Source organism: Maribacter sp. 4G9, assembly GCF_002742265.1.
Lineage (GTDB): Bacteria > Bacteroidota > Bacteroidia > Flavobacteriales > Flavobacteriaceae > Maribacter.
Genome location: NZ_MDGL01000005.1, coordinates 17,849 through 42,657, shown reverse-complemented (window position 1 = coordinate 42,657; position 24,809 = coordinate 17,849). Strand labels below are relative to the sequence as shown.

Below are 24,809 nucleotides of genomic sequence, written 5' to 3'. Positions count from 1 at the left end.
AGCGATTCGAAATGTCAAGGTAAAACAAAAAATATCGGGCCAGTTCAAAAACCCCAGAAATGCTCAGAATTTTGCCAAAATCCGATCCGTAATCGATACCACCATCAAAAACGGAATGAACGTGATTCAAGCATTGAACCTAATCGCTAAATTTGAATTTCAAGTAGACTGATTAGTTACAAATTAGGGTATAGAAGGTATTTAAAGTATGATAATTGTCATTCCCTATGCGGTAGTATAAGAAAGGGTACTGTTGAATACATACTTAAATCCAAAAGTACCGGTTTTTTAAGCAGCTGTTCTATAAAACTCTTTTTGGTGTGTATCAAAGAGAAAATATCTACCTCCCTGTTTTTTACAAAAGTGTCAATAACCTGTGCTTTATCCGTAAACTCAATAATTGATGTGAAATTAGGGTTGAAATCCTTAAAGGAAATGTGCAACAACTTTTTGTTGGATGCTTGCAAGGGAGACAAAAACTCCTCTTCGATGATGTGCATAATATGTACCGATGCATCAAGGATTTTTACCAATTGCAAAAGAGGTTTTATGGTTTTTAGATTGCAGCCCTTTTTAAAGTCTGTAATGAAGGCTATTTTTTTTGGTAATTTGAACTCTATTTCCTTGGGAACGGCCATGAGAGGACATTTTTTCAAATCCCTGATGGTTTGTACCGTATTACTTCCCATGAAAATTTCTTTGGCCCCGGTAGTTCCCTTATTGCCCATGAACACTATATCGATATTAAAAGTTCCTATGGTTTCATGAATGGTCTTGCTTAGAAATCCTTGCTTGGATAGCGTTTTAAATTCGTGCAAAACATTCTTATCGTCCAAGTGGATTTTATGGAAAGTCTTTTTCAAATTCTCCGTGGAATCTTTTTCCAAGAGGCTGAACGTTTCATCGATTAAGTGATTTGGCTTCGGTAGAATGCCTGTCGGTTTTTTGAAAACATGTAGGATATAAAATAAGCAAGGCTGGTTTGCCAACAGCTTGGTAGCGTAGAAAAGGGCATTATAAGCCTCATCGGAAAAATCAGTGGCCACAAGTATTTTAAGGGTCTTCATAAGGTCAAGGTTGTGGAATGACCATAAAAGGAACCTTTACATGAAAGCCAATTTTTTTGATAGTAGGTTCAATAAACAGTCGTTCCATGAACGTATGCTTGTTTTGTATCATGACCAACATATCAACCGTTATATGCTCCTGAAATTTGTTGATAGCGGTTATGATCTCGTCATTTTCCACCTCATGAAATATGCCGTTTTTGCCTAAAATTCCCTTTAGTGTATTCTGATTTGTTAATTGATCGGAATCCAGTTCCAATTGGGTAAAAACATGCATAACATGTACTGTGGCATCCTGTTTCTTGGTAATTTGCAAGAGGGCGGAAATCTTCTTTTCTGAATAGGAAACCTCATAATCAGTAGGAAAGAGAATTGATTTTGGCGGTTTGTAATCATATCCTTGGGGAATTGCCAAGACCGGACACTTGCTTTTTCTAATAGTATGTACCGTATTGGTTCCAAACAATATTTCCTCCGCTCCTGTGGCACCTTGCGTTCCCATAATGACCAAGTCAATTTCCTCTGCCTCCGTCATGTGACTTACTTCCTCGGTGAGCATGTTAAATGCAGAGTGCGTAATGAAGGTGTGCAGCGGATTTTTGAACTCAGTTTCCAGCTTTTCCTTTAACTCTTTCAGGTTTTTCTTGGATTCCTCCCGTATCATATCCCCAAGACCAATTTGTCCCGGGCTTCCCAAAAGGTACTCTGTATGGTATACCGGGGGCATATAGGTGTTCAAGAGATAAAAGGTACAGGGTTCTTCCTTAAAGAGCGACAATCCATACGAAATCGCCTTAAATGAATTATCCGAAAAATCCGTTGGTAAAAGAATACGTGTCATCTGTTTATTTTTATTGTTTTTCATAGGTCAGATGTAATTATTCACATCATTTCATTTTGTTTACCATGGGTGTTCATGAATCTTCGATTTAGTTCATTATTTACTATTTGCTTTTCAACGGTATTCATGAAACTTCGTTTTCGCCATCCCTATAGCTATCGGGACATCTTGGTGGCTATCAAGACATGCTATGGCTCATTTCATAGCCTTTGAATTTATGTAGAGAAGGTACACATTCTTATGCCCAAAATCCATGATATTTATCATGTATTCATTCTTTTGAATTTAGTAACTTGGATATTAAAACGATTAAAATTGAAGCATCGGTACCTAAATTTTTTCATGTGGATTTAGGATTGCGAAGTATGTTATAGGTGTCTTTTCAAAACAAAAACTAAAAACTGATGAAGAGCTCGTTTAAGAATATAGTAGATTCTGAAATTCCCGTTCTGGTGGATTTTTATGCCGATTGGTGTGGGCCTTGCAAAATGTTGGCTCCCATCCTTAAGCAGGTGAAGGATGCGATGGGGGACCGTCTAAAAATCGTGAAGATAGATGTGGACAAAAACCAAAAATTGGCTGCAAAATACAATGTTAGGGGCGTTCCCACCATGATGCTCTTCAAAAATGGCAAGCAGTTATGGCGGCAATCCGGAGTACTTCAAAAGAACGATATCATTGAAATAATCAAGCAACATTCCTAACAATTGACCCCCCTACAAAAAGCCTATTTTTCCTGGAGGAATAGCAATGGGATTTCGGAATGAAATGCTAGTTTCCTCACTACCGGTTCCCCAATGATCTTTTCCCAAAAGGTATGATGGTGCCTTGTAATGCCTAAAATATCGGAAGTCCTGTTGTTGGTATACTGTCCTATAGTGTATGCCGTACTGGAGTTGAAGGGAAGATCGGTAAATGTAAACTCCAAACCTGAAAGCCGTTCCTCCAAAATATCTTTGTTGGTTTGCTGTGTTTCGTTCAGGGTGAACTCTTCCGTTACATGTATTATTTCGATGTTCGCATTCCAAATATTCACGAGTTCCAACAGACTGTCCAATTCAAATTTGTCATACCCTTTCATATAATCTGTAGAGAAAAGGACAGTTTTCAACTTTTGAAAATTGAAGGAATCCGGAACGGCCAAAATGGGAATATTTGGTAATTTTTTTAGCACTTTTACCGTATTGCTGCCCATGAACACCTGTTTGGCTACTGTTGCTCCCTGGGTACCCATTATGATAAGGTCCGCATCCTTTTCGGAAGCTAATTTTTCCATGGCTTCCTCAAAGGTACTTTCCATGGAAACCGTCTCAAAACTGTGTTGTAGGTTGGTATGGTTTTTATCTAGATAGGTGTGTATTTCTGCCAATTCCTTTTCTGAGTGCTGCGAAAGGGAATCGTAAATCACGTCCAATCTTTTGTGATTTTCAGTGCCCAAAGGTTTTAAAACACCTGGTTCATAGGCGTTCACGATATAAAAATGGCACTTGACATCGGCGTAGATCTTTAGGGCGGTAAAGATGGCGTTCCAGGCATTTTCAGAAAAATCTGTAGGTAGAATTATTTTTTTCATACGTTTAAATTTAGGTCAATAGCTTTATTCTTCAACATTTACTTTTGTAGAGGCATTCAACATATCATAACAAATCCCTCGATGAGGGTTTCATGGCTAAAATGTTACGGTTAACGAGGTAGGTTTTGTAAAACTAAAAACGGTATAACTGGGTTAAGGGCTATTTGGTCCACGGTGGAACGGTATAGCATATCCTCCAAAAAAGAGTGCCTGGAATTTACCATGACCAACAGGTCCATACCCTGTTCTTGGGCATAATCCATAATGGCAATTCCCCTGTTCTTAACTTTCCTTCTTATAAAGTTAAGTTTGGCCTTGGGCAGCGATCCCTTGAGGAACAATTGATTGTCAGTTTGTCTATGGCTCAAATCCTCAAAATCTGAAATGTAGAGCGAATGGACTTCGGACTTAAATCGGCCGGCCAACGTATCCAATAGTTTTAGTTCCCTTCGTTTGTAGGGAACCATATAATCCGATGGGAACTATATCTTTTTGGGCTGCGAAAATGTATAATCACTGGGAATGGCCAAAACCGGGCACTTTACATATTTAAAGACTTGAACGGTATGGCTTCCAAAAGTGATGTTCTTGTCCGCTGTCTGACCTTTGGTTCCCATTAGTACCAAGTCAATGTCCTTAAGGTTGACAAAATCGTTGACCCCGTCTACCAGGGATTCAAATACAGAAATGGACTCAAAGCGATGCTTTGGGTTGTGCTTTTCCCTTTTAACCCTTGAAATTATTTCAACAAGTTTTTCTTCCGAAGCCTGAGCCATTTTTTTCTTCTCCGCACTGAAATTGCCGTCTTCCGTACTATAGGTTTTCTGATAGAGTTCATCGGCATAGGCATGCATCAAATAAAAATTGGTGCGGTCACATTTGAGGAGATCCAATGCAAACGCGATGGCATTATCGGCATTGGCAGAAAAATCGGTTGGAATAAGAATATTTTTCATAGCTCTTGATTTAACACTTTTAAAAGTAAAGGGTTTTCTTTATGCAAAGTATGACATTTATCATGCGACCTACATCGGCATGTACTTAAGATAGACTTTAAATATTTGATTTTTAATGATATAAATCATGTTTTTTGTTTTTGTTTCAAGGTACATTCCATGTAATAAATCAATATATAAAACAAATTAGCCATGGATGGAACAAAAGAAAACACAGCAAATATGGGAACCGTACTTTGGGTGGTTCAAGAGACCTATAACAATCTGGTTAATTTTAGAAACCAAGAGAACCGTGAGGCTTTTAATAAGGAATTATTGCGTTTGATGCCACAGGTTCAACATTATGTTGCCAAAAGGTTGAAGACCGCAATACTTGCCGGCACATTGAATAAGGGAATGTTCAGCCCCAATGACTTTACGGACCAATTGTTTATTGAAGTATACGATAATTGGGAATTAGTGAAAAATGAATATGACCTTCGCCCTTTTCTTTATAAAAAAGTGGATAACCTGTTGGACGATCGTTTGACCGAAGAGGAATTCGATCACATGTTTTTCGAGAACATCGATACCTATTCCAAACAGGAATGGGATTCCATGGAAGAGGAGTATAGCACGGATGGCGATGGGGATTTGTTACTTTTGGAAGAATTGGACGATCGTTCGTTGACCAAGAACGATTATGTTTTAAAGCATGTCTTCATAACCGAAGAGGAAAAGGAGCTTGCTGAAAAACTGGATAAGAGTCTGGAGCAAGAACGTGTGGAAAGACACTTACATATGGTTTTGAACCAAATGTCCCAGCCTATGAGGACCGTATTTCAATTATATGCGGACCAAGGTTTTACTACCGCTGAAATTGCACATATTAGGGAGGTCACCTTAGATGAAGTGGAAACACTTTTGTCGAGGGCCAGGAAATTGTTAAAGGATAGTTTTGTTAAACGTTTTTTAATAGACAGTAATTAAATCAATCCCGTTTTTTTTGAAACCTAGGCCATGTTTACCCCAAAAAAGTGTCCTACCAAGGCCGTTAGCCCCATGGCCACTGTACCCCAAAAGGTGATACGGCCTATCGCTTTTAGGATGCTAGAGCCCCCTGCCTTGGCGGCCATGGCTCCTAGAATGACCAGGAAAAATATGGCAAATCCATATAAGTAATATTCCATTCCTTTCAGGGGCAAAAAAAGTGTCACCAAAAAGGGCAATACTCCGCCTATGGTAAATGCGCCACCGGATGCCAAGGCCGCTTGTAGGGGATTTGCGGCACTTATTTCATTGATTCCCAATTCGTCCCGTACATGGGCACCCAAAGCATCATGTGCGGTTAGTTCCTTGGCTACGCTCAATGCGGTTCCTTTCTTTAAACCCCGATCTTCGTATATTTGGGCCAAGCGTTTTAACTCTAATTCTGGGGTTTCGATCAGTTCCTCCAGCTCCCTTTTTATATCGGCCTTTTCTACATCGGTTTGAGAACTTACGGAGACATATTCACCAGCTGCCATGGATAAGGCCCCTGCTACAAGTCCGGCCAAAGTGGCCAAAATGACCGGTTCCCTAATATCACTGGCTGCCGCAACACCAATGGCGATACTTGCGGTGGAAAGTATGCCGTCATTGGCTCCCAAGACCGCTGCCCGCAACCAATTACTTCGGTGAATGTAATGGTTGTCCAGATAATCGTCCAGTTCGTTGTTCTCTGCCATACATTTTAGTTTTGGATAATGGGTCTTTATGTTAGCTGTTTCTTGTTAAAAGTATGAATTTAAAGGGTTTAATGGGCAGGTCATAAAACCGTATGGGACTTTATTCGTCTCTCGTGAGAAAGTAATCGGCCTTTTACTGTCCCACCAATGTATCGTTTTCCGTTAAATGATCATGCTTTTTTTTGAAAATGGGAAATTCCTTGACATTTCAAAATAAAAAATTTCATGATATGGATTGGAAAATTATGGATATTTAGGAAACAATCAATAAGGATTTTAGTGAATCACTGTATTAAATTACCCATAAATTATTCAAAGGGTTAATTCCCAAAGATTTGTTAATCCCAACATGTAGTCGTCCTAGGATACTATTCTTGGCGTATATATAAAAGGAAATTCCATTTTTTCCGAATACGTTCCTTGGGGCCAAAAAACGTTAAAGAAAAACTGTATTTCGTTATCGGCGTTCGAGAAATGTAAATATTTTAGAGGTTTATCTAATTGGAGTCAAGGAAGTGAAGCTAGAACTTACATATGATATTGAAAAGGTCCTTTTTGAAGTGGTCAAAAGAACCGTAGAAGTGTTGGGACTTGAGGTAGAATTCATACAGGATAATTATGTAAAACTATCTGAAGATGTGAGTAGCGAAAGATTGAAGGAAATCGCCAAAATCCTGGCTACCTATGGAATCATCATGGGCCAAGAGGATAAATTGGACTTACTCGTGCAGATAAAATCCTTGATCAAAAAGTATGTTCAAGGCGATTATGACAAAAATGTGCCCATATCAACAATGCTATCGGAAGAACTTGGGTATAGCTATTCCTACCTGTCCAACCACTTTACCTCCAAAACCTTTACCACCATTGAAAATTTCTATATCCTAATAAGGATAGATAGAGTAAAAGAGCTTTTGGCAGAAGAAAATAGGACATTATCAGATATCGCATACCGTTTAAATTTTAGTAGTGTCCCACATCTGTCTAGTCAATTTAAAAAAGTAACCGGGTTGACCACTACCCAATATTTGAAAATCAAAAAGAACACTATAAACACCTTTAATTAATGAATATCATATGACGAAAATGAAAATTTTACTGGTAGACGACGATGAGGATGATAGGGAGTTTTTTGCCGAAGCTCTCGTTGGAGTTAAACTAAATACGGAACTAAAACAACTGAACAATGGTAAAAGTTGTCTTGATTATTTGATGCAGCAAATCGAAAATTTGCCCAATCTGATTTTTTTGGACCTTAATATGCCCATTATGAACGGTTTCGAGTGTTTGACGGAAATTCGAAAACAGCAACACCTAAAGGAATTGCCCATAGCGATTTATTCCACCTCGTCCTCTGATAAGGATATTGAGCAGACTTTTTTAAAGGGTGCCAATATCTATATCAAGAAACCTTCCAGCTTTGAGGACCTTAAAAAGTCGTTGACGCAGGTAATAAAAATGAATTGGGCCTATCACATGGACGATTTTAAGAAAGAAAACTTTCTATTAAGAATTTAAACACCCATAATTTATATAGTGTCCATGAAAACTCATTTAGATGGAAATAGTTCAAGTAACCCATTTAATCTCCCAATTATATGCCGGACAGAATCGAACTGAGGAACCGAATTTCAGAGCTGGAATTCTCCAACTTATTTAGGGAGAAAATATTAGATTGTAGCAATAATGTTATTGCCTACTTGGAACCACATTTCAATGATACTGGTGACATAGAGGATTTTATCATTAAGTATGTTAATAACCGAATAGAGGAAATCACACATTTGAAAATAAATGAAATGATTGGTTTGCGATGGTTGGATTATGACCCACAGGTTATCGATAATGGGGTTTTTGACATGGCTAAAAAATGCTTCTCTACTGGAGAAACGACCAATTATACTGCCAAATTTGATTTTGAAGGATTGGTAGTATGGTTCGGTGGTAGACTGGTTAAATTAGAAAATGGTGTGGTCAATTTTTTAAAGGATATTACCAAGGAAAAACAATATGAACGGCAGCTGCAGATACAGAATAAATTGTTGCTGGATGCAGAGTATGTAGCCAATATTGGAAGCTTTAGGTGGAATCTTAAAAAAGGAACCCTTAGCCTATCCGATAATGTCTATAAGTTATTGGGCTATACCAGGGCGTCCGACTTTGAACCTACCTTTGAAGCTATCCTAAGCTTTGTGCATGAAAAGGACATTGCATGGGTCAGGCAGGTAATAAACGATAGTAAAAGTAAGAAGGAGCGGATAGATATAACTTTTAAGGTCGTTACAACAACGGGAGAGGTAAAATATGTGAACACTATTGGAGAATACTATCTCTCCGATAACGGTTGGCATGTGGTTGGCGTTTTTAAGGACGTTACCAAACAGATTGAGCAGGAATCCATATTGCAGGCAAAGAATGCCGAACTAAAAAAAAGTAATGCAGACCTTGAAGCCTTTAACCGTATAGCTAGCCATGACCTTCAGGAACCCTTGCGAAAGATTCAGATGTTCCTCAGCAGATTGTATGACGAGGAAAAGGAAAGTCTTGGGCCAAAATCAAAAAACTATCTGGATAAGGTCATTTCCTCCACAGAGCGGATGAGAAACCTTATATCCAATCTATTGTCGTATTCCAGAATAGAGGATGTTGAGGATAAACATATTAAAGTAGACCTTAATGAAATATTGACAGATGTTTTGGAAGATTTGGGCGAAAGGATATGTGAGACAAAGGCCAAAATAAAGGCGGACAAACTTCCTGAAATAAATGGTGTGCAATTTCAAATGGAACAACTGTTCCTAAACCTTATTGGCAATTCACTAAAATACATTGCAGGGGATACAGTACCTGTGGTACACATCAAGCATAGCAAGACCAGGGTGGACGCTATCCATCCAATTTCCAACCTCCCCGACGGCAAGTACCATAAATTGGAATTTATAGACAATGGAATAGGTTTTGATGACCAATACGGGGAAAGGATTTTTGGGATCTTCCAAAGACTTCATGGTAAAAACGAGTATTCAGGAACGGGATTGGGCCTGGCCATTTGTAAGAAGATAGTGGAGGCTCACAACGGTGCCATACTGGGAACAAGCAAAATAAATGAAGGAGCGGTTTTCACCGTGTACCTTCCGTCCTTGTCAAAGTAGCTCCCAACCTCTTGAAACTTCAGGGCTAAAAGTGAGATGTTGTAATAGATAGTAAAAATGTTATAACATACTTGAATGGCTGATTTAGATCTTTGTACAATCAAAAAGCAAGTGTTCAGAAATCACTTGTTTCAACCATCTAAAACAGTCGACCATGAATGCTACACATGCAAAATTAAATCAGCTAAACGATAATCTGGGGGGGAGTATCTCCGTATTCGATACGGAACGTATACTTATGTTCGATAACAACAAGGGGAAAGGACGCGTCCATTCCGTTGAACTGGAATCGGGCATTGGATATAGTCAATTTGACTTAAAAGCTACGGAGGAAATAAAATTGAACCTTAAAAATTCGACTAAGGACAGTTTGTTCTTTATCTATTGTTTGGAGGGGAGTTTTACGTTGAAACTTCCAATGAGCAAAACGGCCATTGAGGTAGATTCCTTAAGAACTGTCATTCTAGGAGGGGCAGAAGAGGATGTCAAAATTACTGTAGCACCCGGAAAAAAGGTGCATTTCTCCGTAATCCAAATCTCCAATGACGCCCATGAATCTACAAAGGAGGAGACCAAAAGATTAAAGCATCAGTTGTTCACCCAATTTTTAAAGAAAAAGAAGTACGAATATGTGGGAACGGTGAATCTTAAGATCAAGGAACATTTACTTCAAATAAAGGCTATTTCGCAAACAGGGGTGGTAAGAAAATTGTTGATTGAGGGCATAGTACATTTCACCTTGGCACTTGAGATTTTGCACTATAAAAATGATAGTTCCAAAAAGACACTCCATGAAGCGGCATTGACAAAACGTGAAATGTTGCGTGTAGAGGATGCCATAGAAGAAATCAAGGAAAAACCGGAATATCCCTATTCCATCGATTATTTTGTTAGAAAGTATGGCTTGTCCGCCGCAAAATTGCAGTCGGGATTCAAAGTGCTTACGGGATCGACCGTGGCGAGTTGCATCAAGAACCAACGCTTGGACCTAGCCGAAAGGTTAATACAGGAAACTGACCTTAATGTATCAGAAATAGTATATACCATTGGTTTTTCCAGCAGAAGCTATTTTTCCAAAATTTTCAGTAAAAGATTCAAACATTCACCAAAGATTTACCTCATGAAGGCACGGGGAGAAAGGCTTTCGGCCTAATTTATACACGTATACAGGGGAATTGCCTACAATCCATTGGGATGTGATTTAAGCACCTAATCGAAATTTTAGCGGTAATTTTTATGGAATTGAACCACTACCTTCAATTAATAATTAGGAATCCAATGAGGAAAGAGACAATAAAGAATAGAACACCAAAACTCCATTTGGAAATAGAAAAGGATATCGATTCCAGATTGCAAACATTGCATTTTTGGAAGCAAGGTATTCACGACGAATTTGACCGGATTATTTCAAAGAATCCCTTGGATGAAGTCAAGGACCTTATTTCGCAATTGGATCAAGCCACATCCAGAAACAACCGATTAAAGGCTGCTCTTTTTCAGGAAGAAAACCCTGATTTTAAAGAACAAAGGCAAGGGCAGGTACATTCCATGATATTGAACTCCATGGAAGTTTTCAATGAAAACGAGGAAAGGGAAATTAAGGCCTTAATGGCTGCCATAGCACCTATAGGATTGTTCGGGTGCAAGGATGCTTCGACGTACCTAAAAAGGGCGATATAGATTTTGGTCCTGGTTAGCTTATTAGGTCTGATTGGCTTGGTGGAGGCATAAGTCCTTCACGATCGACCAAAATATCCTTACAGAAGCAGAGTCCGCCTTGTAAAAGGAAGAGAGGGTAATCAATTTTTTTTCAAAATCGAGAAGGCCTTTAGAAGGGTTTGTATAATCGTCCGGTGAAAAAAAGGCCATATTCCATCCAGGAAAGACTTCTTTTGCCGCAGGGCCTTCCCAGACCAAGTTTATATTGGAATGCCGCTGGTCCATTTTAATTCTGTCCATGAGGTCAAAAATCACCCTTTTTTCTCCATGTAACGTCTGTACAAACTGTCCGTTGTGAGATACCAAACACCCTGTAATAGCATTGGCTCCGTTGAATTCATTTGCGGTATGTAAAATGTCGTTCAAATTCTTTGTACTTATGTTTTTGTCGGCCAAAGAGGTATAGGTCAGTTCATGCATCGTATCCGAAGTTGTAGGGTCCCAAAATAGTTTATTTTTAGATAGGGATGAGGACACCGATGCATTTTTTTTGACCCGAAAATCCAATAAAATGGATGCCTAGGTGCTTGTGTGAGATGGTTCTTCTGAAGGAATCTGGCATTATTGGCCTTCGTACGCGAGTTCCTTAAATGGATATTAGAAACTGTTGTTCCTGAGTGTTTTTTTCAGAAGGATTCTTTGCTATATAGGAAAGGCATTTATGCAATAAGGTCTTAAGTTGATTGAAGGAAGAAGGTTTTTTCAAATAGAGGGTCGCTCCCATATCTTTTAGTCGGTCTACATCTTTTTGATGGAAGGATGTGGAGTAAATAATTACCGGGACTTCCAATAGACTATCCAAATCCCTTATATCGGACAAACATTCAAAACCGTCCATCATCGGCATTTTTAAGTCCAGGAAGATGGCATCGGGCAATTTGTTTTCCCCGTTCAATAAAACGGACATCAGATCGACCCCATTATTAAATTCCTCAATGGTCGTGGCAATTGGAATTTCGCTCAAGGCATCGGAAAAAAACGCGCGATCGTCGCTATCGTCATCCGCCAAATATATTCTTTGCATGGTCCTGTTCATTCTTCCAAAAAATAGTTATTGATTGGGTGCAAATTACAACCTGCCACCATTCCTTTCTAAAACAAAACGATCAATTACTAACTCAAAAGCAATTGGTATTTTTTCAATTTAAAATGGAACGGAAGTAAATTATGTTCAAAAATTCTTTGCAAACACTTGAATGCTCATTGGGGTTCATTATTTTTACTAATGTACAATCTATCAAACCAAACAAACTAAAGATTCAGCCATGCATATTAAATATTCCATTGAAGCAATCTTCATTTTACTTCTGTTAAATCTAAATCTGGTCCGTTCCCAGGACACGAATTTTTCCAGTTTATCAAAGGACCTTAAGGGTTTGGAATTTCGCCCCATTGGACCGGCACTCATGGGAGGTAGAATTGCGGATATTGCCGTGAATCCAGAAGACCAAAGTACATGGTTTGTTGCCGTGGGTTCCGGGGGTGTATGGAAGACGGAAAATAGGGGGATTACCTGGAGTCCGGTTTTTGAGGAACAACCTTCCTATTCCATAGGCTGTGTGGCTATTGACCCGTACAATACCAAGACCGTTTGGGTTGGAACCGGCGAAAATGTTAGTGGCAGACATGTTGGCTGGGGTGATGGTATCTATAAATCCAATGATGGAGGTGCTACTTGGAAATCTATGGGATTGAAAAATTCTGAACACATAGGGAAAATTTTGGTTGATCCAAGAAACAGTAACGTGGTGTTGGTGGCGGCCGAAGGTCCTTTATGGTCTTCCGGAGGTGATCGTGGTGTTTATAAAACAACTGATGGAGGTATTACTTGGAGCCAGGTTCTTAAAATTGACGAGCATACGGGTGTTACCGATATTGAGTTCGATCCGGAAAACCCGGATGTTGTATATGCCGCGGCCTATCAACGAAGAAGGCATGTTTGGGCATTGCTTTCAGGAGGGCCCAAGTCCGGAATCTACAAATCTATGGACAATGGTGAAACTTGGTCCCAAAAAACCTCTGGTCTTCCAAAAGGGGATATGGGTAAAATAGGACTGGCCGTGACCAAGGCGAACCCAGATTTGGTCTATGCGACTATTGAGGCGGATGATAAAGAAAAGGGATTTTACAGGTCCATGGACAAGGGCGAAAGCTGGACAAAACGGAATGATTATATATCCGGCGGAACGGGCCCGCACTACTATCAGGAAATAGAGGTTTCACCATCCAATCCCGACTTGGTTTATCAAATGGACGTATTCATTAGGGTAACCAGGGATGGCGGTGATAGTTTTAAGGTTTTGGGAACCGGTCGCGAGAAGCATAGCGACAACCATGCCCTTTGGATCGACCCTAACAATGGCAAGCACTTGCTCGCAGGAACGGACGGGGGTTTGTACGAAACCTTTGACGAAGGTACTACTTGGAGGCATTTCCCAAATCTTCCCATCTCCCAATTTTACAAGCTTTCATTGGACAATGCCCAACCTTTTTACAATATTGTGGGAGGTGCCCAGGATTTGGGCACATTAATAGGCCCTTCCAGAACCATGAATACAGAAGGGGTACGAAATCAGGATTGGTATGTGCCCTTGGGTGCAGATGGTTATGACAATGCCTTTGACCCAAATGACCCCAATACTGTCTACATGGAGATACAGGAAGGCAATTTGTATCGGCATAACAGGGAAACGGAAGAGGGAATGGATATTCAGCCGCAGTCAACCGATGGTATTGCTGACAGATGGAACTGGGACAGTCCCTTATTGATCAGTCCACACGATAACAACAGGCTATATTATGGTTCGCAACGATTGTGGCGCAGTGATGACAAAGGAAATTCATGGCAACCGATAAGCGAGGACTTAACGACCAATAGAGTACGGTATGAATTGGATATGATCGGAAGGGTTTGGAGTGTGGATGCCCTTTATGATAATGGAGCCATGTCCAAATACGCTACGTTGACCTCCATTGCAGAATCCCCAAAACAGGAAGGCTTATTATACACAGGGTCTGATGACGGATTCATTCATGTGAGCGAAGACGGCGGCCAGAACTGGAGGAAAAGTGGGGCCTTGCCCAAGGTTCCTGAACTTTCGTTTATCAACGATATAGAGGCTTCGGTTCATAGTCCCAATGTCGTATTCGTAAGTGCCGATGCCCATAAATTCGGAAATTTCACCCCATATCTGTTTATGAGTAATGATCGAGGAAGGACATGGAAATCGATAGTTGGTAACCTACCGGACAAAACCATAGTGTGGGTCATAAAACAGGACTTTATAGATCCAGACCTATTATTTATAGGAACGGAATATGGCATCTATTTTTCACCGAATAAAGGGGTCAATTGGATTCCGTTAAAATCCGGTTTGCCCACCATTCCGTTCAGGGATATAGAATTACACCCAAAGGACAATGACCTAGTGGGAGCATCTTTTGGAAGGGGATTTTTTGTACTGGACGATTATAGTCCCCTGAGAGGTATAGGAGCAAGGTTATCCGATAGATCCAATCAACTCTTTCCTGTACGGGACGCTTGGTGGTATGTTCCAAATGTACCCATGCAGGCAAAGGGTATGCCAACCTTGGGCTCCACCAGTTTTGCGACGGATAATCCCCCTTTTGGGGCTACATTTTCCTATTGGATAAAAGATATGCCTAAGACGGACAAGACAGTGCGCACCGAAAAAGAAAAGGAGCTGAGATTGAAGAATATGTCGGTGCCCTTTCCAGGTTGGGAAGTACTGGAAGAAGAAAGAGGACAGGAGGAAGCTAAAGTACTTTTTCTGATATCCCACAAAGATAAACAACCTGTAAGATGGTTACAAGGCAAGGGCACTAAAGGCCTTCAACGTACCCACTGGGATTTACGGCGTTCCGCACCCAACCCAATTGATTTATCCGTTCCCGACTTTAGGCCGCCTTGGGCAGGGGAAGACCAAGGACCTTTGGTATCGCCAGGCACTTATAGTGTTCAAATGTATGTATTGTTAAATGGAAAATTGCAACCACAAGGTGCGCCCCAAAATTTTAACGTAATACCCGTACACGACCAGAAGGAAAATGTAGATTACAGGGATATCCAACTTTTTCAGAATCGGACCGCGGAGCTTTCCAGGCAAATATCCAACGCCGGTGAAAAAATGAGAGAATACAATGAGCAAATCAGATATATGAAGGAGGCCCTGCTTAAAACACCCCTGGCCAACGAGAGCCATTTCAGCAAATTAAATGAATTAAGGCTGAAGCTAAGTTCCTTGCGAAAAACCTTGTATGGCGACCCTATAAAACAATCATTGGACGAGTCCACGCCACCTTCCATTAGGTCTAGGGTAGGGCAGGTAGCCGGGGCACATTGGGAAACAACACAGGAACCGACAAAAACGCAGATGGGGAACATTGAAATCGCCGAAAAGGATTTTAAAACCTTCGAAAAAGAGTTGGAAGCATTTAACAATTCAATGGAAACCTTTGAAAAAACCTTGGAAGAATTAAAAGCACCTTACACCCCCAATAGAAAGTTATAAGTAATAAAAGCATGTGCTTTTCAACGGAAGAATTTGGCGATGTAAAATTGGTAGAGAACTATTACCGGTTGGATCACAGCTATGTGTATGCCGAACCTGAAAATGAATTCAACCGTTATTTTAACAATGGATTCGCGCACAACCGATCATGGATACTTACGGAGGAAAACCCGAACATACTAACCTATGCCTTGTGGGGAATCATACCGCCTTACAAATTCCATGTGGAACCAGCGGAATATTATAAGGAAACTATTAAATACGGGTCGGGATTGAATGCAAAATCGGAAAAATTGTTCGATTCCCCCAATTACAAGGGCTTCAAGAAGTGTATAGTTCCTTTAAAGGGTTTTTTTGAACCCCACACAGCAAGGAATAATTTTAAGATCCCTTTTTATTTTAAGCGGAAAGACGATAGCCCGCTCAGTCTGGCGGGTATTTACACTACTATCTCCGACGGAACTGTTACTTTCTCCATACTTACAAAAACCGCAACGCCATTGTTCAAAAAAATCCATAATAAAAAGAACAGGCGACCGGTAATTCTCCAGGAAATGGACATAGAGGTTTGGTTGGATCATACATTAAAGGAGGCCCAAATTATGAACGTCATTGAAGATGATCTGCCCGATGAGGAATTGGAGACTTGGCCGGTCAGTAAGGACATCTATAGAGGCAATTTGGGCCAAAGACCGGATATCACTTCGCCCGTTACCTATCAAGAATTGGAGATAGCATATTAATATACACTTTGACAGCATTCAGGATAAATTTCTCGTCCAGTTTTGGATATGGATAAAGCCCATAAAAAAAAGGGCCTTCAATCTCTTGAAAGCCCTTTGTTTGTTAGTAGCGGGAACTGGACTCGAACCAGTGACCTTCGGGTTATGAGCCCGACGAGCTACCTACTGCTCTATCCCGCGGTTTCATAACTCTTTGATTAACAGCGAGTTAACAATCGCTTGATTTTATAAAATGCATACGCTGTATGCGGTTTTATATACGGTAAAAGTATTATAAAAAAGTCTTGTTTCAAAGGATTTATGTAGATTTTTCATGAATAAATATATTAAGCTTCCTTAGACAAATTTATCTATGAGAAGTAAATTTAAGAAAGTACATTGACATACTGGCTTATAGATTATTAACTGAAAGAAATATCAATATATTTATAGATATCATTCAGATTACACGTACACCTCTTATGCAAACAATAATCAATACATGGCTAAATATCGCTCTTAATGATTTGGAATCTGCCATCTTGCTACACCGAAACGGAAAGTATAGAAACTCATATTTTCTGTTCCAACAGGCAAGCGAGAAAGCCAATAAAGCTGCGGCTCTTTTCTCTGGCGATTTTACCGAAAAGGAAATCGAGGAGACATTCCACGATCAATTTAAAATCCCAAGAAAGATTATGGTGCAAAAAGAAGAAAAAATGAAGGCCGTAATAGAGCTTCTTGAAAGCTATCCAATGCCGAAAGATCTGGAGCCGCTTTCCAATAAGAGCTTTGCCAAACACCATAAATCAATTTCAGCGGCCATTTGCAGTATAGACAGATTGAAAAATTGCGACTTGGTTAATTTTACATTGGAAGATCTCGATGGCTTTTTAGAAATCCTAACGGGCTTAGAAACCATTGAATATGCATTTCCGGAAAATAGCAATTCAATACTTAGGTCACAAATGCAAGCCATGGCAAGATACTTTGGGGAATTAGGTACGAAGGAAGCTTTGGAAACAAAAAGGGAAATTTTGAATATACTTGCGGATAAAAAAAAGTCGCAAATGTATTTTCAAAATTTAATGCATCACCTGATACCAATTCAATTTGATTCTATATTTATAGACCATACATTTTACTTTTGCGCCTTACTGACCATTCAACATAGTTCGCGGACAAGATATCCCAAAAACGGAGTCAATCCTGAGGATATCTATACTAAAGAACTACCAATTGTACAGAAACAATTGGGTTTTATGGAATGTTTAAAGGAGGCGATACTTCGATTGGAGAAAATGAATGGGAATAAACATGAGTTACAAAACTTGTTTTCGAACCTTACAATTGCCCAATAATAGAGATGTCGTTTCAAAGAAGTATAAAAGTAGCTTTTGACAAAACCTCTGGGGAGATTCTTGAAGCTGATGACGTCTTTGACACCGCTAAAAATTCATTTGAGCTTCGCAGGCAGTATCATAGGGATGAAGTGGAACTCTACTGTTGCGAGTGTGACCAAAAATTGAACGTTTCCGGTAGTAAGTATGACAGATTACATTTCAAGCATCAACCAAATGCGGCGTTCTGTTACTTAAAGGAGACCGACCTGTCGCAGGAGGAAACGGAACAATTGGCACAGCTTTATCGTGGAAAAGAAAGTCCAAGGCATAAAGCACTTAAAAACAAAATAGCCAAGAAACTTTCCAATTTAGATGGTGTTCATTCTATCTGCGTAGATGATACCTTTATTTACGATGGAAATGAAAAACGTAGGCCCGATGTGTATTGTAAATATTTGGAAAAAGAACTCGTTTTCGAAATACAGCTATCCGATTTATCCTTGCGCTACATCTATGACCGACATGATTTTTACAAACGGAAAGGAGTTTTTCTGATTTGGATATTGGATGATTTTGACGTTCATGGCCAGCGACAAATGGAACGCGATATCAAATATCTTACGGATTTTCAAAACTTCTTCAAACTGGATGAAGCTTCAGAACCTTTTAGATTGCTGTGTACGTACAAATATCCATTTCTAACGGAGGATAATAAGTTGCTCAGCAAATGGATAGAAAAATCCGTCAGTCTTGGACAACTCAAGTTCAATGTTGAATCCTATCAGATTTATTATTTTGACTATGGGAAAAAGCTCAAGGTTAGAGAGAAAGAACATGCCAAACGTCTTCAAAGGGAAAGAGAAGAGGAAGTCAAAAATCAAGAGCGTCGAAAGCAGGTAGTGGCTGAAGAAAAAGCAAACTCTATAATCGATGACCTGCGATTCTTATGGAAAAATAAAGGGTATAATTTTTCTTCCATCGAAGAACAAATGGAAAATTTAGACGAATTTGAACTATCGATATTAAATAAATCCGATGCGTTTAAACCTAAAGATGGTCAACCAAGAATTCACCATTGGTTTTCAATAGCAAAAAAGGGTCATATGGGTTTCTTGGAACACATGATTGATAGTTCATATTTGGAAATCGACTTAAACGAAAAATCCAAAGACGACAAAACGCTTCTTGCGACTATGTTTGAAAACATAGCTATTGAGCATAAGATGTGGCTTTTAAGAAGACTTATCCGAAAAGGATATAACTTAAAGAAAGAGGACGAAGCAATATTGGCCCAAATTGAAACAGACCCTATTGAATACGAATCGACATTAATAATTTTTCATTTGGCAAATGAGCTAAATGGTTGTTATTTAATCGATGAGCTTTTCGAACATAAACCCCTTGTATGCATAATTGAAAGTGCAAAAAGGGATAAGATTATTGGCTACCGATATCAAAAAAAACAATGGGTAGCCTTTGCAAACAATGCTATACATAGTGAAGTCGTTTAAACTTTTTGGATTGAAGCGAAAATTGAAAGCATTGTGCCCAGATGAAGGCTTTTTTGAGCTGCATAGCAGGGCTACGGAGCAAGAAAAAGACGAAATATGTGTGCAATGCTGCAATTTTTTAGCCAATTTGACAAAGTTTAAACGACTTCAGTTATACAGACTATTGGAGTTATATCGAAAAAGCCTTTAAGAACTATGGTATTTGGGAAAAATTGATGCTTTTGGACAAGAAGAAAACCTTTCAAAAAAAGTTGGCAAAGTTCCATGCTACGAATCCAAAACAGAAGGTTGATTGCCTGCTCTTGCTAAATACCTTATATCCTGATATCCTGAATTGAAACATGATGAATCTGTATGGTAGTTGAATTAGCACCAGAGGATTATTTCATGTGTTTTGATGCATAAATGCGAATTGCCAATTTCCAGCCTTTCCAGTTTTTATTAATTTCAATGACTGTTTGAGACCTTACCCTATTTTTTGAAGCTATTTTGCAACCCAGTCGCACGTAATCCTTGTTATATTTGCAATGTGAAATTTTTGGCAATCATATTGTAAATATATTTCTTGGCACTCAATTTTATGTCTTGTAGCTTACAATATATATGACCTATCGTATGGAAAGCCTTTATTCTTCTATATTTCGCCCTGAAAAGATTTATGGATTTGCAGAATAACTAATTTTTAGTGCTTCATGAAACCTTTTATCCCTGCTTTTAAGTTTTTGCACAACCTGTGCATCGATTAATTTGTATCTTTGTTAAAGTTTATGAAAACACTTTTTTCCATATCAATGTCGCTATTATTCTTTTTTCAGGGAATTAGTCTTGATATGGACTTTTGTGGACCCATTAAAGAAATTTCAAGCATCGTAACCCATTACCAGGACCATAAGGTTTATGGAGACTCTTTCCTCGATTATGTAGTTGAGGATTACTTTGGTAAGGAAGCAAAAGCAGAAAGGCACCACAATGACTCTGATAAGGAGAATGCACCTATACATAGCCATCATCAATGTTGTCACCCCTTAGTATTAATTATTGCGAACAACAATCCGGCTTTAATCAATCAATTAAAGTTTGAAGGGAAAGAACAATTTAATTTACATAAAGTAAACTTCACCTCCAGATATCTGGAATCCCTATTCCAACCCCCTAAAGTATAATTCAGTTTTTTTAAAGGATAGCTATATCCTATCGTGATGCTTTTCAAAGTAAACATCACATTATAAACGCATTGCATCTATTTGCATTGCGAGGTTTAAACTGAATTAATACTTTTTCTATGATTAACAAAATCATTTCATTTTCCATTAATAACAAGTTTATTATTGGCCTATTTATAGTAGCGCTTGTGGGTACGGGCATTTGGTCTATGGCCACTATAAATCTGGGTTCTGTCCCCGATATTACCAACAACCAAGTACAGGTTATTACAGTAGCCCCAAATTTAGGTACTGAAGATATTGAGCAATTTGTTACCTATCCTGTAGAATTGGCAATGGCAAACCTGCCTGACGTTTTCGAGCTGCGTTCGGTATCCCGTTTTGGATTGTCCGTGGTTACCATCGTCTTTGAGGACGAAGCGGGTACCTATCTTCCTCGGCAATTGGTGCAAGAAAAATTGACCGAAGTCGCAGGGGAAATTCCCGAAGGTTTTGGTACGCCTTTTATGGCACCCATTACTACGGGTCTGGGCGAAATATTCCAATACACCTTAAAGGTAAAAGAAGGATACGAAGATAAATACGATGCCATGGAACTTCGTACCATTCAGGATTGGATCGTCAAACGCCAAATGGCATTAGTGCCCGGTGTGGTCGAGGTCAATGCTTTTGGGGGCTATGTAAAGCAGTACGAAGTGGCCATCAATCCCGATAAACTTAAAAGTTTTGGCATTACCATGGGGCAGGTTTTTGAAGCCCTTAAAGTGAACAATGCAAATACAGGTGGTGCCTATATTGAAAAAAACCATCAGGCCAACTTTATCCGTGGCGAGGGTTTGGCCCGTAGCCTTGAAGATTTGGAAAATACGGTGGTTACCACCCAAAATGGAACACCTGTTCTGGTACGTGATATCGCTGAGAAAGTGGGCTATGGGAATCAGGTACGTTATGGGGCGTTTACACAAGATGGGCATGAATCTGTGGGAGGTCAGATTTTGATGTTAAAGGGAGAAAGCCCCAGTAATGTGATCAATAATGTAGAAAAACGAATTGACGAGATACAGAAATCGCTTCCCGAGGGCGTTGATATTGAACCGTTCTTAAGCCGTGCCGAACTTATAGCCAGGACCACAAGTACGGTAGAGAAGAACTTGATTGAAGGTTCATTGATTGTGATCTTTGTGCTTGTACTGCTCTTGGGGAGTTTACGTGGCGGATTGATTACCGCTTCGGTAATCCCGTTATCATTACTGTTTGCATTTATCTTGATGAAACAATTTGGCGTTTGGGCAAATTTAATGTCCCTTGGTGCCATCGATTTTGGTATCATCGTGGATGGCGCGGTAATCATTGTGGAAGGTATGGTACTGCATATCCATCAACGGATGAAAAAATCAAAAGCAGCGATAGGTCAGGCCGAAATGGACGAAATGGCATACGAATCGGGAAGTACGATGATGAACTCTGCCTTTTTCGGTCAGCTTATCATTCTTATCGTATTTACACCGATCCTTTTCCTTACTGGAGTTGAAGGAAAGATGTTCCGTCCAATGGCATTTACCTTTGGTTTTGCCGTACTTGGGGCGATTATCCTATGCCTTACCTACGTACCTATGGTTTCGGCCTTGTTCCTGAAACCTGCAAAAAACCAGGACCATTGGTTCGCCAAATTTGAAAATAGTATCGATAGGTTCAGTGATAAAATCATGGCAGGGTTGAACAAAGCGTATAAGCCATTGCTTTCGTTTGCATTGCGTTTTAAGGCCGGAGTAATTTTAGGTGCAGTGGCACTATTAATGATTGCCGGCTTTATCTTTAGCACTATGGGCGGGGAGTTTATCCCCAAACTTGACGAAGGCGATATTGCGATGCAGGCCTTGATAAAACCGGGCAGTAGCCTTACCGAATCCATTGAAGCTTCAAAAAAACTTCAGAACTTGATAAATGAATTTCCCGAAGTGAAGACCATGATCTCGAGGATCGGGGTGGCCGAAATCCCTACCGACCCCATGCCCATGGACATTGCCGATAGTTACATCATCCTTGAAAAGGATAAGAGCAAATGGACCAGTGCGGAGAGCAAGGCAGAACTCATCGAAAAGATGAAGGAAAAGATTTCGGTTATCCCTGGTGTTAACTTTGTGTTTACCCAACCCGTAGAGCTCCGTTTCAATGAACTGTTGACGGGTGTGCGGGAAGATGTTGCCATCAAGATCTATGGTGAGGACCTGGATGTTCTGGCCGAAAAGGCACAGGAAATGGCGGCAATCATACAAACCGTAGATGGCGCTGGTGATGTACGGGCGGAAGCGACCAGTGGCCTGCCACAGATGACCGTTGTCTATAACCGGGCAAAGATGGCGCAATACGGTGTTACCATTGACAAGCTCAACGATTATGTGAGCGCCGCCTTCGCAGGGGAATCGGCAAGTGTCATATTCGAGGGCGAAAAGCGCTTTGAAGTGGTCATCCGTCTGGCCGAGGCCTATCGAAAGGATATCAACAACCTTAAAAATCTGTACATAGACCTGCCCAGTGGTAACCAAGTGCCCCTAAAGGAATTGGCGGACATCAGCTATAAACCCGGGCCCATGCAGATTTCCAGGGACAATACCTACCGGCGAATATATGTGGGGGTAAACGTTCGGGGCAGGGATGTCAAGTCCATGGTCGAGGAGGTTCAGCAAAAGCTCGATGCCCAGTTGAAACTGCCCCCGGGCTATTATATAACCTATGGTGGTTCTTTTGAGAACCTTCAAAGGGCGACCGACCGATTAATGATCGTAGTGCCTATTGCACTCTTTCTAATTTTCATATTGCTCTACTTTGCCTTGAGCTCGTTCTCACAGTCGGTAATGATTTATATGGCAGTACCCCTGGCAGCCATTGGTGGCGTGTTTGCCCTTTGGATACGGGGAATGCCATTCAGTATTTCCGCAGGAGTCGGATTTATCGTACTCTTTGGTGTGGCGGTATTGAACGGATTGGTACTGATCAACAAATTCAATGATTTAAAAGAAAGTGGTATGACAAATTTAAAAGACAGGATCTACGAGGCAACCCACGAGCGCTTGCGCCCTATATTGCTTACGGCAACGGCGGCCATTATGGGCTTTATCCCAATGGCGATTTCTACCTCGGGAGGTGCTGAAGTGCAGCGACCATTGGCAACCGTCGTTATTGGTGGCTTGATTACGGCAACCTTTTTAACATTGGTAGTAGTCCCGGTACTTTATAGTTGGTTGGAATCCCGTAAGGAGCGTAGAAATAATGGTGACGATACGGGTTATATCAAAAAAAGTCAAGCCATCATTCCAGTTTTATTGTTGGTTGGAGGATTTTTATCATCTGGTAACCTATCGGCCCAAAACAATCCCATCGCTCAAACCTTGACTTTAGATGAAGCTATAGTAATGGCAAGGGAAAATTATCCCACCCTAAAGGAAGGACAAGCGTTCATAGACAGGGAACAGGCCTTGAAGGGCACCAGTTTTGACCTGGGCAGCACGTTTCTATATGCCGGCAGGGAAGACCAAGGCCTGAATCAGGGAAATCTGCGTACCTTCGGGGTACAACAGGGCAACATTGACCTGCTCTCCGGGTTTTCAAAATCCAGGTTCTATAAGGAACGCACCAAGCTGGGCGAGAAATTCTATGACCTTAGTGAGCAGCAGCTGTTACGGGATGTGATGCAGGCCTATTACGAGATTGCCTACAATAAGGCCCGCCTGAAACTCGCCGAAAGGCTGGACAGCATCTATGCCGATTTTGAAAGTGCGGCCAAATTGAGGTACGATAGCGGTGAGACCGGAAAACTCGCCTATATTTCGGCTACCTCGGAGTACCAACAAATACAGGTATTAAAGCAACAGTCCTATGATGATATCGAGATCGCCAAAAGGGCATTGAAGCAATATCTGGGAATCGATGGTTCCATTGATACGATGGATGGGCCTTATGGGATCATAAACCCAATATCGGTTGTAGACACTTTGGATATAAGCAATAACCCGTTGCTGCAGTTCGACCTTCAGAACGCAGCAGTGGGCAAAGCGAACGTAAAGGTCGAAAAATCCCAGTTCCTGCCAAAGTTCAGCCTGAGCTATGACAATCTCAAGTATAATGATGTTACGGGGTTCAATGCCTATCAGGCGGGCATCAGCATCCCTTTGTGGTTCCTTCCGCAAAAAAATAGGGTAAGGGCGGCCAAGGCAGATGCCATGGTGGCCGAAAACCAGTATTTGACACAAAAGGCGACCACCGAGAGCCTGGTCTCCCAACTGTACAAAGCCCAGGACAAAACGTTGAAGTCGTTGAGGTACTATGAAGAAGCGGCACTGCCACTGGCAGAGGAACAGTTGACCACTGCCGAACTGGCAAACAAGGAAGGTGAGATAGACTACATTAGCTATATCACCATCCTCAACAGTGCCATCAACATCAAAATAAACCATTTGGATTTCATCAACCAATATAACCAACAGGCCATTGAGATACAATATCAATTGGGCAATCTATAATCTT

21 protein-coding genes, 1 tRNA gene and 2 pseudogenes are annotated in these 24,809 nt (G+C 40.4%); 15 read left to right on the top strand and 9 right to left on the bottom strand.

Going from position 1 to position 24,809, the window contains the following annotated elements; genetic code table 11:
- A pseudogene (locus BFP75_RS00370) lies at positions 1 to 172 on the top strand (IS66 family transposase); the annotation flags it as partial.
- Between the two features lie 46 nt (positions 173 to 218).
- Here BFP75_RS00370 and BFP75_RS00365 read toward each other — a convergent pair.
- Together BFP75_RS00365 and BFP75_RS00360 are read right to left on the bottom strand one after the other, a co-directional pair.
- A complete protein-coding gene (locus tag BFP75_RS00365; protein ID WP_099542547.1) occupies positions 219 to 1,067 on the bottom strand; it encodes a universal stress protein in 849 nt (282 codons plus the stop codon).
- Between the two features lie 4 nt (positions 1,068 to 1,071).
- On the bottom strand, positions 1,072 to 1,908 hold the full coding sequence (locus BFP75_RS00360; protein ID WP_099542549.1) for a universal stress protein: 837 nt from the start codon (positions 1,906 to 1,908) through the stop codon (positions 1,072 to 1,074).
- Positions 1,909 to 2,312: 404 nt separating this feature from the next.
- Between BFP75_RS00360 and trxA the strand changes: the two genes are divergently transcribed.
- On the top strand, positions 2,313 to 2,612 hold the full coding sequence (gene trxA / locus BFP75_RS00355; RefSeq protein WP_099542544.1) for a thioredoxin: 300 nt from the start codon (positions 2,313 to 2,315) through the stop codon (positions 2,610 to 2,612).
- Positions 2,613 to 2,635: 23 nt separating this feature from the next.
- Here the strand turns inward: trxA and BFP75_RS00350 are convergent, their stop codons facing one another.
- The 3 genes from BFP75_RS00350 to BFP75_RS22205 all read right to left on the bottom strand — a co-directional run bounded on the left by BFP75_RS00350 (position 2,636) and on the right by BFP75_RS22205 (position 4,437).
- The gene (locus BFP75_RS00350) at positions 2,636 to 3,481 is read right to left on the bottom strand and encodes a universal stress protein (protein ID WP_099542542.1); all 846 of its coding nucleotides are present in this window, start codon (positions 3,479 to 3,481) and stop codon (positions 2,636 to 2,638) included.
- Positions 3,482 to 3,591: 110 nt separating this feature from the next.
- Complete coding sequence (locus BFP75_RS22210) at positions 3,592 to 3,948, bottom strand: universal stress protein (protein ID WP_240531648.1); 357 nt, start codon at positions 3,946 to 3,948, stop codon at positions 3,592 to 3,594.
- Between the two features lie 15 nt (positions 3,949 to 3,963).
- Positions 3,964 to 4,437 carry a universal stress protein gene (locus BFP75_RS22205; protein WP_240531647.1) on the bottom strand — a complete coding sequence of 158 codons (474 nt, stop codon included), beginning with the start codon at positions 4,435 to 4,437 and terminating at the stop codon, positions 3,964 to 3,966.
- A 192-nt stretch (positions 4,438 to 4,629) separates the two neighbouring features.
- Here BFP75_RS22205 and BFP75_RS00340 point away from each other — a divergent pair, with 192 nt between their 5' ends.
- Complete coding sequence (locus tag BFP75_RS00340) at positions 4,630 to 5,406, top strand: sigma-70 family RNA polymerase sigma factor (RefSeq protein ID WP_099542540.1); 777 nt, start codon at positions 4,630 to 4,632, stop codon at positions 5,404 to 5,406.
- 23 nt (positions 5,407 to 5,429) lie between these two features.
- Here BFP75_RS00340 and BFP75_RS00335 read toward each other — a convergent pair whose 3' ends face one another.
- Complete coding sequence (locus BFP75_RS00335; protein WP_099542537.1) at positions 5,430 to 6,143, bottom strand: VIT family protein; 714 nt, start codon at positions 6,141 to 6,143, stop codon at positions 5,430 to 5,432.
- A gap of 515 nt (positions 6,144 to 6,658) precedes the next feature.
- On the opposite strand from BFP75_RS00335, the gene BFP75_RS00330 reads away from it, so the two are divergent.
- From BFP75_RS00330 to BFP75_RS00310, 5 genes are all read left to right on the top strand, one after another.
- Complete coding sequence (locus BFP75_RS00330) at positions 6,659 to 7,210, top strand: helix-turn-helix domain-containing protein (protein WP_099542535.1); 552 nt, start codon at positions 6,659 to 6,661, stop codon at positions 7,208 to 7,210.
- Between the two features lie 10 nt (positions 7,211 to 7,220).
- On the top strand, positions 7,221 to 7,661 hold the full coding sequence (locus BFP75_RS00325; RefSeq protein ID WP_099542533.1) for a response regulator: 441 nt from the start codon (positions 7,221 to 7,223) through the stop codon (positions 7,659 to 7,661).
- An 80-nt stretch (positions 7,662 to 7,741) separates the two neighbouring features.
- Complete coding sequence (locus BFP75_RS00320; RefSeq protein WP_099542532.1) at positions 7,742 to 9,295, top strand: ATP-binding protein; 1,554 nt, start codon at positions 7,742 to 7,744, stop codon at positions 9,293 to 9,295.
- A gap of 154 nt (positions 9,296 to 9,449) precedes the next feature.
- Complete coding sequence (locus BFP75_RS00315) at positions 9,450 to 10,448, top strand: helix-turn-helix domain-containing protein (protein WP_099542530.1); 999 nt, start codon at positions 9,450 to 9,452, stop codon at positions 10,446 to 10,448.
- A 125-nt stretch (positions 10,449 to 10,573) separates the two neighbouring features.
- Positions 10,574 to 10,975 carry a hypothetical protein gene (locus BFP75_RS00310; protein ID WP_123803278.1) on the top strand — a complete coding sequence of 134 codons (402 nt, stop codon included), beginning with the start codon at positions 10,574 to 10,576 and terminating at the stop codon, positions 10,973 to 10,975.
- A gap of 21 nt (positions 10,976 to 10,996) precedes the next feature.
- On the opposite strand, the gene BFP75_RS00305 is transcribed toward BFP75_RS00310, so the two are convergent.
- Together BFP75_RS00305 and BFP75_RS00300 are read right to left on the bottom strand one after the other, a co-directional pair.
- Positions 10,997 to 11,491 (bottom strand): BLUF domain-containing protein, encoded by a 495-nt coding sequence (locus tag BFP75_RS00305; RefSeq protein WP_123803277.1) that lies wholly within the window; start codon positions 11,489 to 11,491, stop codon positions 10,997 to 10,999.
- A gap of 109 nt (positions 11,492 to 11,600) precedes the next feature.
- Positions 11,601 to 12,038: a response regulator gene (locus BFP75_RS00300; protein WP_165776509.1), complete on the bottom strand. Its 438-nt coding sequence runs from the start codon at positions 12,036 to 12,038 to the stop codon at positions 11,601 to 11,603.
- A gap of 241 nt (positions 12,039 to 12,279) precedes the next feature.
- Between BFP75_RS00300 and BFP75_RS00295 the strand changes: the two genes are divergently transcribed.
- Both BFP75_RS00295 and BFP75_RS00290 read left to right on the top strand, forming a co-directional pair.
- Positions 12,280 to 15,546, top strand: coding sequence for a WD40/YVTN/BNR-like repeat-containing protein (locus BFP75_RS00295; protein WP_099542521.1), 3,267 nt, complete (start codon positions 12,280 to 12,282; stop codon positions 15,544 to 15,546).
- Positions 15,547 to 15,557: 11 nt separating this feature from the next.
- Positions 15,558 to 16,289: an SOS response-associated peptidase gene (locus tag BFP75_RS00290; protein ID WP_099542519.1), complete on the top strand. Its 732-nt coding sequence runs from the start codon at positions 15,558 to 15,560 to the stop codon at positions 16,287 to 16,289.
- A 107-nt stretch (positions 16,290 to 16,396) separates the two neighbouring features.
- Here the strand turns inward: BFP75_RS00290 and BFP75_RS00285 are convergent.
- Positions 16,397 to 16,469 (bottom strand) — tRNA-Met (locus BFP75_RS00285).
- 281 nt (positions 16,470 to 16,750) lie between these two features.
- Between BFP75_RS00285 and BFP75_RS00280 the strand changes: the two genes are divergently transcribed.
- The 5 genes and pseudogenes from BFP75_RS00280 (at position 16,751) to BFP75_RS00260 (ending at position 24,805) form a co-directional block, all read left to right on the top strand.
- Entirely contained in the window at positions 16,751 to 17,629 is an 879-nt protein-coding gene (locus BFP75_RS00280) for a HEPN domain-containing protein (RefSeq protein WP_099542517.1), read from the top strand.
- A 5-nt stretch (positions 17,630 to 17,634) separates the two neighbouring features.
- Positions 17,635 to 19,122 carry a DUF6035 family protein gene (locus BFP75_RS00275; RefSeq protein ID WP_099542515.1) on the top strand — a complete coding sequence of 496 codons (1,488 nt, stop codon included), beginning with the start codon at positions 17,635 to 17,637 and terminating at the stop codon, positions 19,120 to 19,122.
- A gap of 164 nt (positions 19,123 to 19,286) precedes the next feature.
- Positions 19,287 to 19,460, top strand: a pseudogene (locus tag BFP75_RS22665) (DUF6035 family protein); the annotation flags it as partial.
- Between the two features lie 429 nt (positions 19,461 to 19,889).
- Positions 19,890 to 20,285 (top strand): hypothetical protein, encoded by a 396-nt coding sequence (locus BFP75_RS00265; protein ID WP_240531646.1) that lies wholly within the window; start codon positions 19,890 to 19,892, stop codon positions 20,283 to 20,285.
- Between the two features lie 119 nt (positions 20,286 to 20,404).
- Positions 20,405 to 24,805 carry a CusA/CzcA family heavy metal efflux RND transporter gene (locus BFP75_RS00260; protein WP_099542507.1) on the top strand — a complete coding sequence of 1,467 codons (4,401 nt, stop codon included), beginning with the start codon at positions 20,405 to 20,407 and terminating at the stop codon, positions 24,803 to 24,805.
- Positions 24,806 to 24,809: the final 4 nt, after the last annotated feature.

Bases quoted from the DNA above. Each gene is read 5' to 3' on its own strand.
- BFP75_RS00275 (WP_099542515.1), top strand. From the start codon at position 17,635: ATGTCGTTTCAAAGAAGTATAAAAGTAGCTTTTGACAAAACCTCTGGG.
- BFP75_RS00335 (WP_099542537.1), bottom strand. From the start codon at position 6,143: ATGGCAGAGAACAACGAACTGGACGATTATCTGGACAACCATTACATT.
- BFP75_RS00365 (WP_099542547.1), bottom strand. From the start codon at position 1,067: ATGAAGACCCTTAAAATACTTGTGGCCACTGATTTTTCCGATGAGGCT.
- BFP75_RS00260 (WP_099542507.1), top strand. From the start codon at position 20,405: ATGATTAACAAAATCATTTCATTTTCCATTAATAACAAGTTTATTATT.
- BFP75_RS22210 (WP_240531648.1), bottom strand. From the start codon at position 3,948: ATGGTTCCCTACAAACGAAGGGAACTAAAACTATTGGATACGTTGGCC.
- BFP75_RS00360 (WP_099542549.1), bottom strand. From the start codon at position 1,908: ATGACACGTATTCTTTTACCAACGGATTTTTCGGATAATTCATTTAAG.
- BFP75_RS00280 (WP_099542517.1), top strand. From the start codon at position 16,751: ATGCAAACAATAATCAATACATGGCTAAATATCGCTCTTAATGATTTG.
- trxA (WP_099542544.1), top strand. From the start codon at position 2,313: ATGAAGAGCTCGTTTAAGAATATAGTAGATTCTGAAATTCCCGTTCTG.
- BFP75_RS00290 (WP_099542519.1), top strand. From the start codon at position 15,558: ATGTGCTTTTCAACGGAAGAATTTGGCGATGTAAAATTGGTAGAGAAC.
- BFP75_RS00320 (WP_099542532.1), top strand. From the start codon at position 7,742: ATGCCGGACAGAATCGAACTGAGGAACCGAATTTCAGAGCTGGAATTC.
- BFP75_RS00350 (WP_099542542.1), bottom strand. From the start codon at position 3,481: ATGAAAAAAATAATTCTACCTACAGATTTTTCTGAAAATGCCTGGAAC.
- BFP75_RS22205 (WP_240531647.1), bottom strand. From the start codon at position 4,437: ATGAAAAATATTCTTATTCCAACCGATTTTTCTGCCAATGCCGATAAT.
- BFP75_RS00325 (WP_099542533.1), top strand. From the start codon at position 7,221: ATGACGAAAATGAAAATTTTACTGGTAGACGACGATGAGGATGATAGG.
- BFP75_RS00340 (WP_099542540.1), top strand. From the start codon at position 4,630: ATGGATGGAACAAAAGAAAACACAGCAAATATGGGAACCGTACTTTGG.
- BFP75_RS00315 (WP_099542530.1), top strand. From the start codon at position 9,450: ATGAATGCTACACATGCAAAATTAAATCAGCTAAACGATAATCTGGGG.
- BFP75_RS00310 (WP_123803278.1), top strand. From the start codon at position 10,574: ATGAGGAAAGAGACAATAAAGAATAGAACACCAAAACTCCATTTGGAA.
- BFP75_RS00300 (WP_165776509.1), bottom strand. From the start codon at position 12,038: ATGCAAAGAATATATTTGGCGGATGACGATAGCGACGATCGCGCGTTT.
- BFP75_RS00295 (WP_099542521.1), top strand. From the start codon at position 12,280: ATGCATATTAAATATTCCATTGAAGCAATCTTCATTTTACTTCTGTTA.
- BFP75_RS00265 (WP_240531646.1), top strand. From the start codon at position 19,890: ATGAAAACACTTTTTTCCATATCAATGTCGCTATTATTCTTTTTTCAG.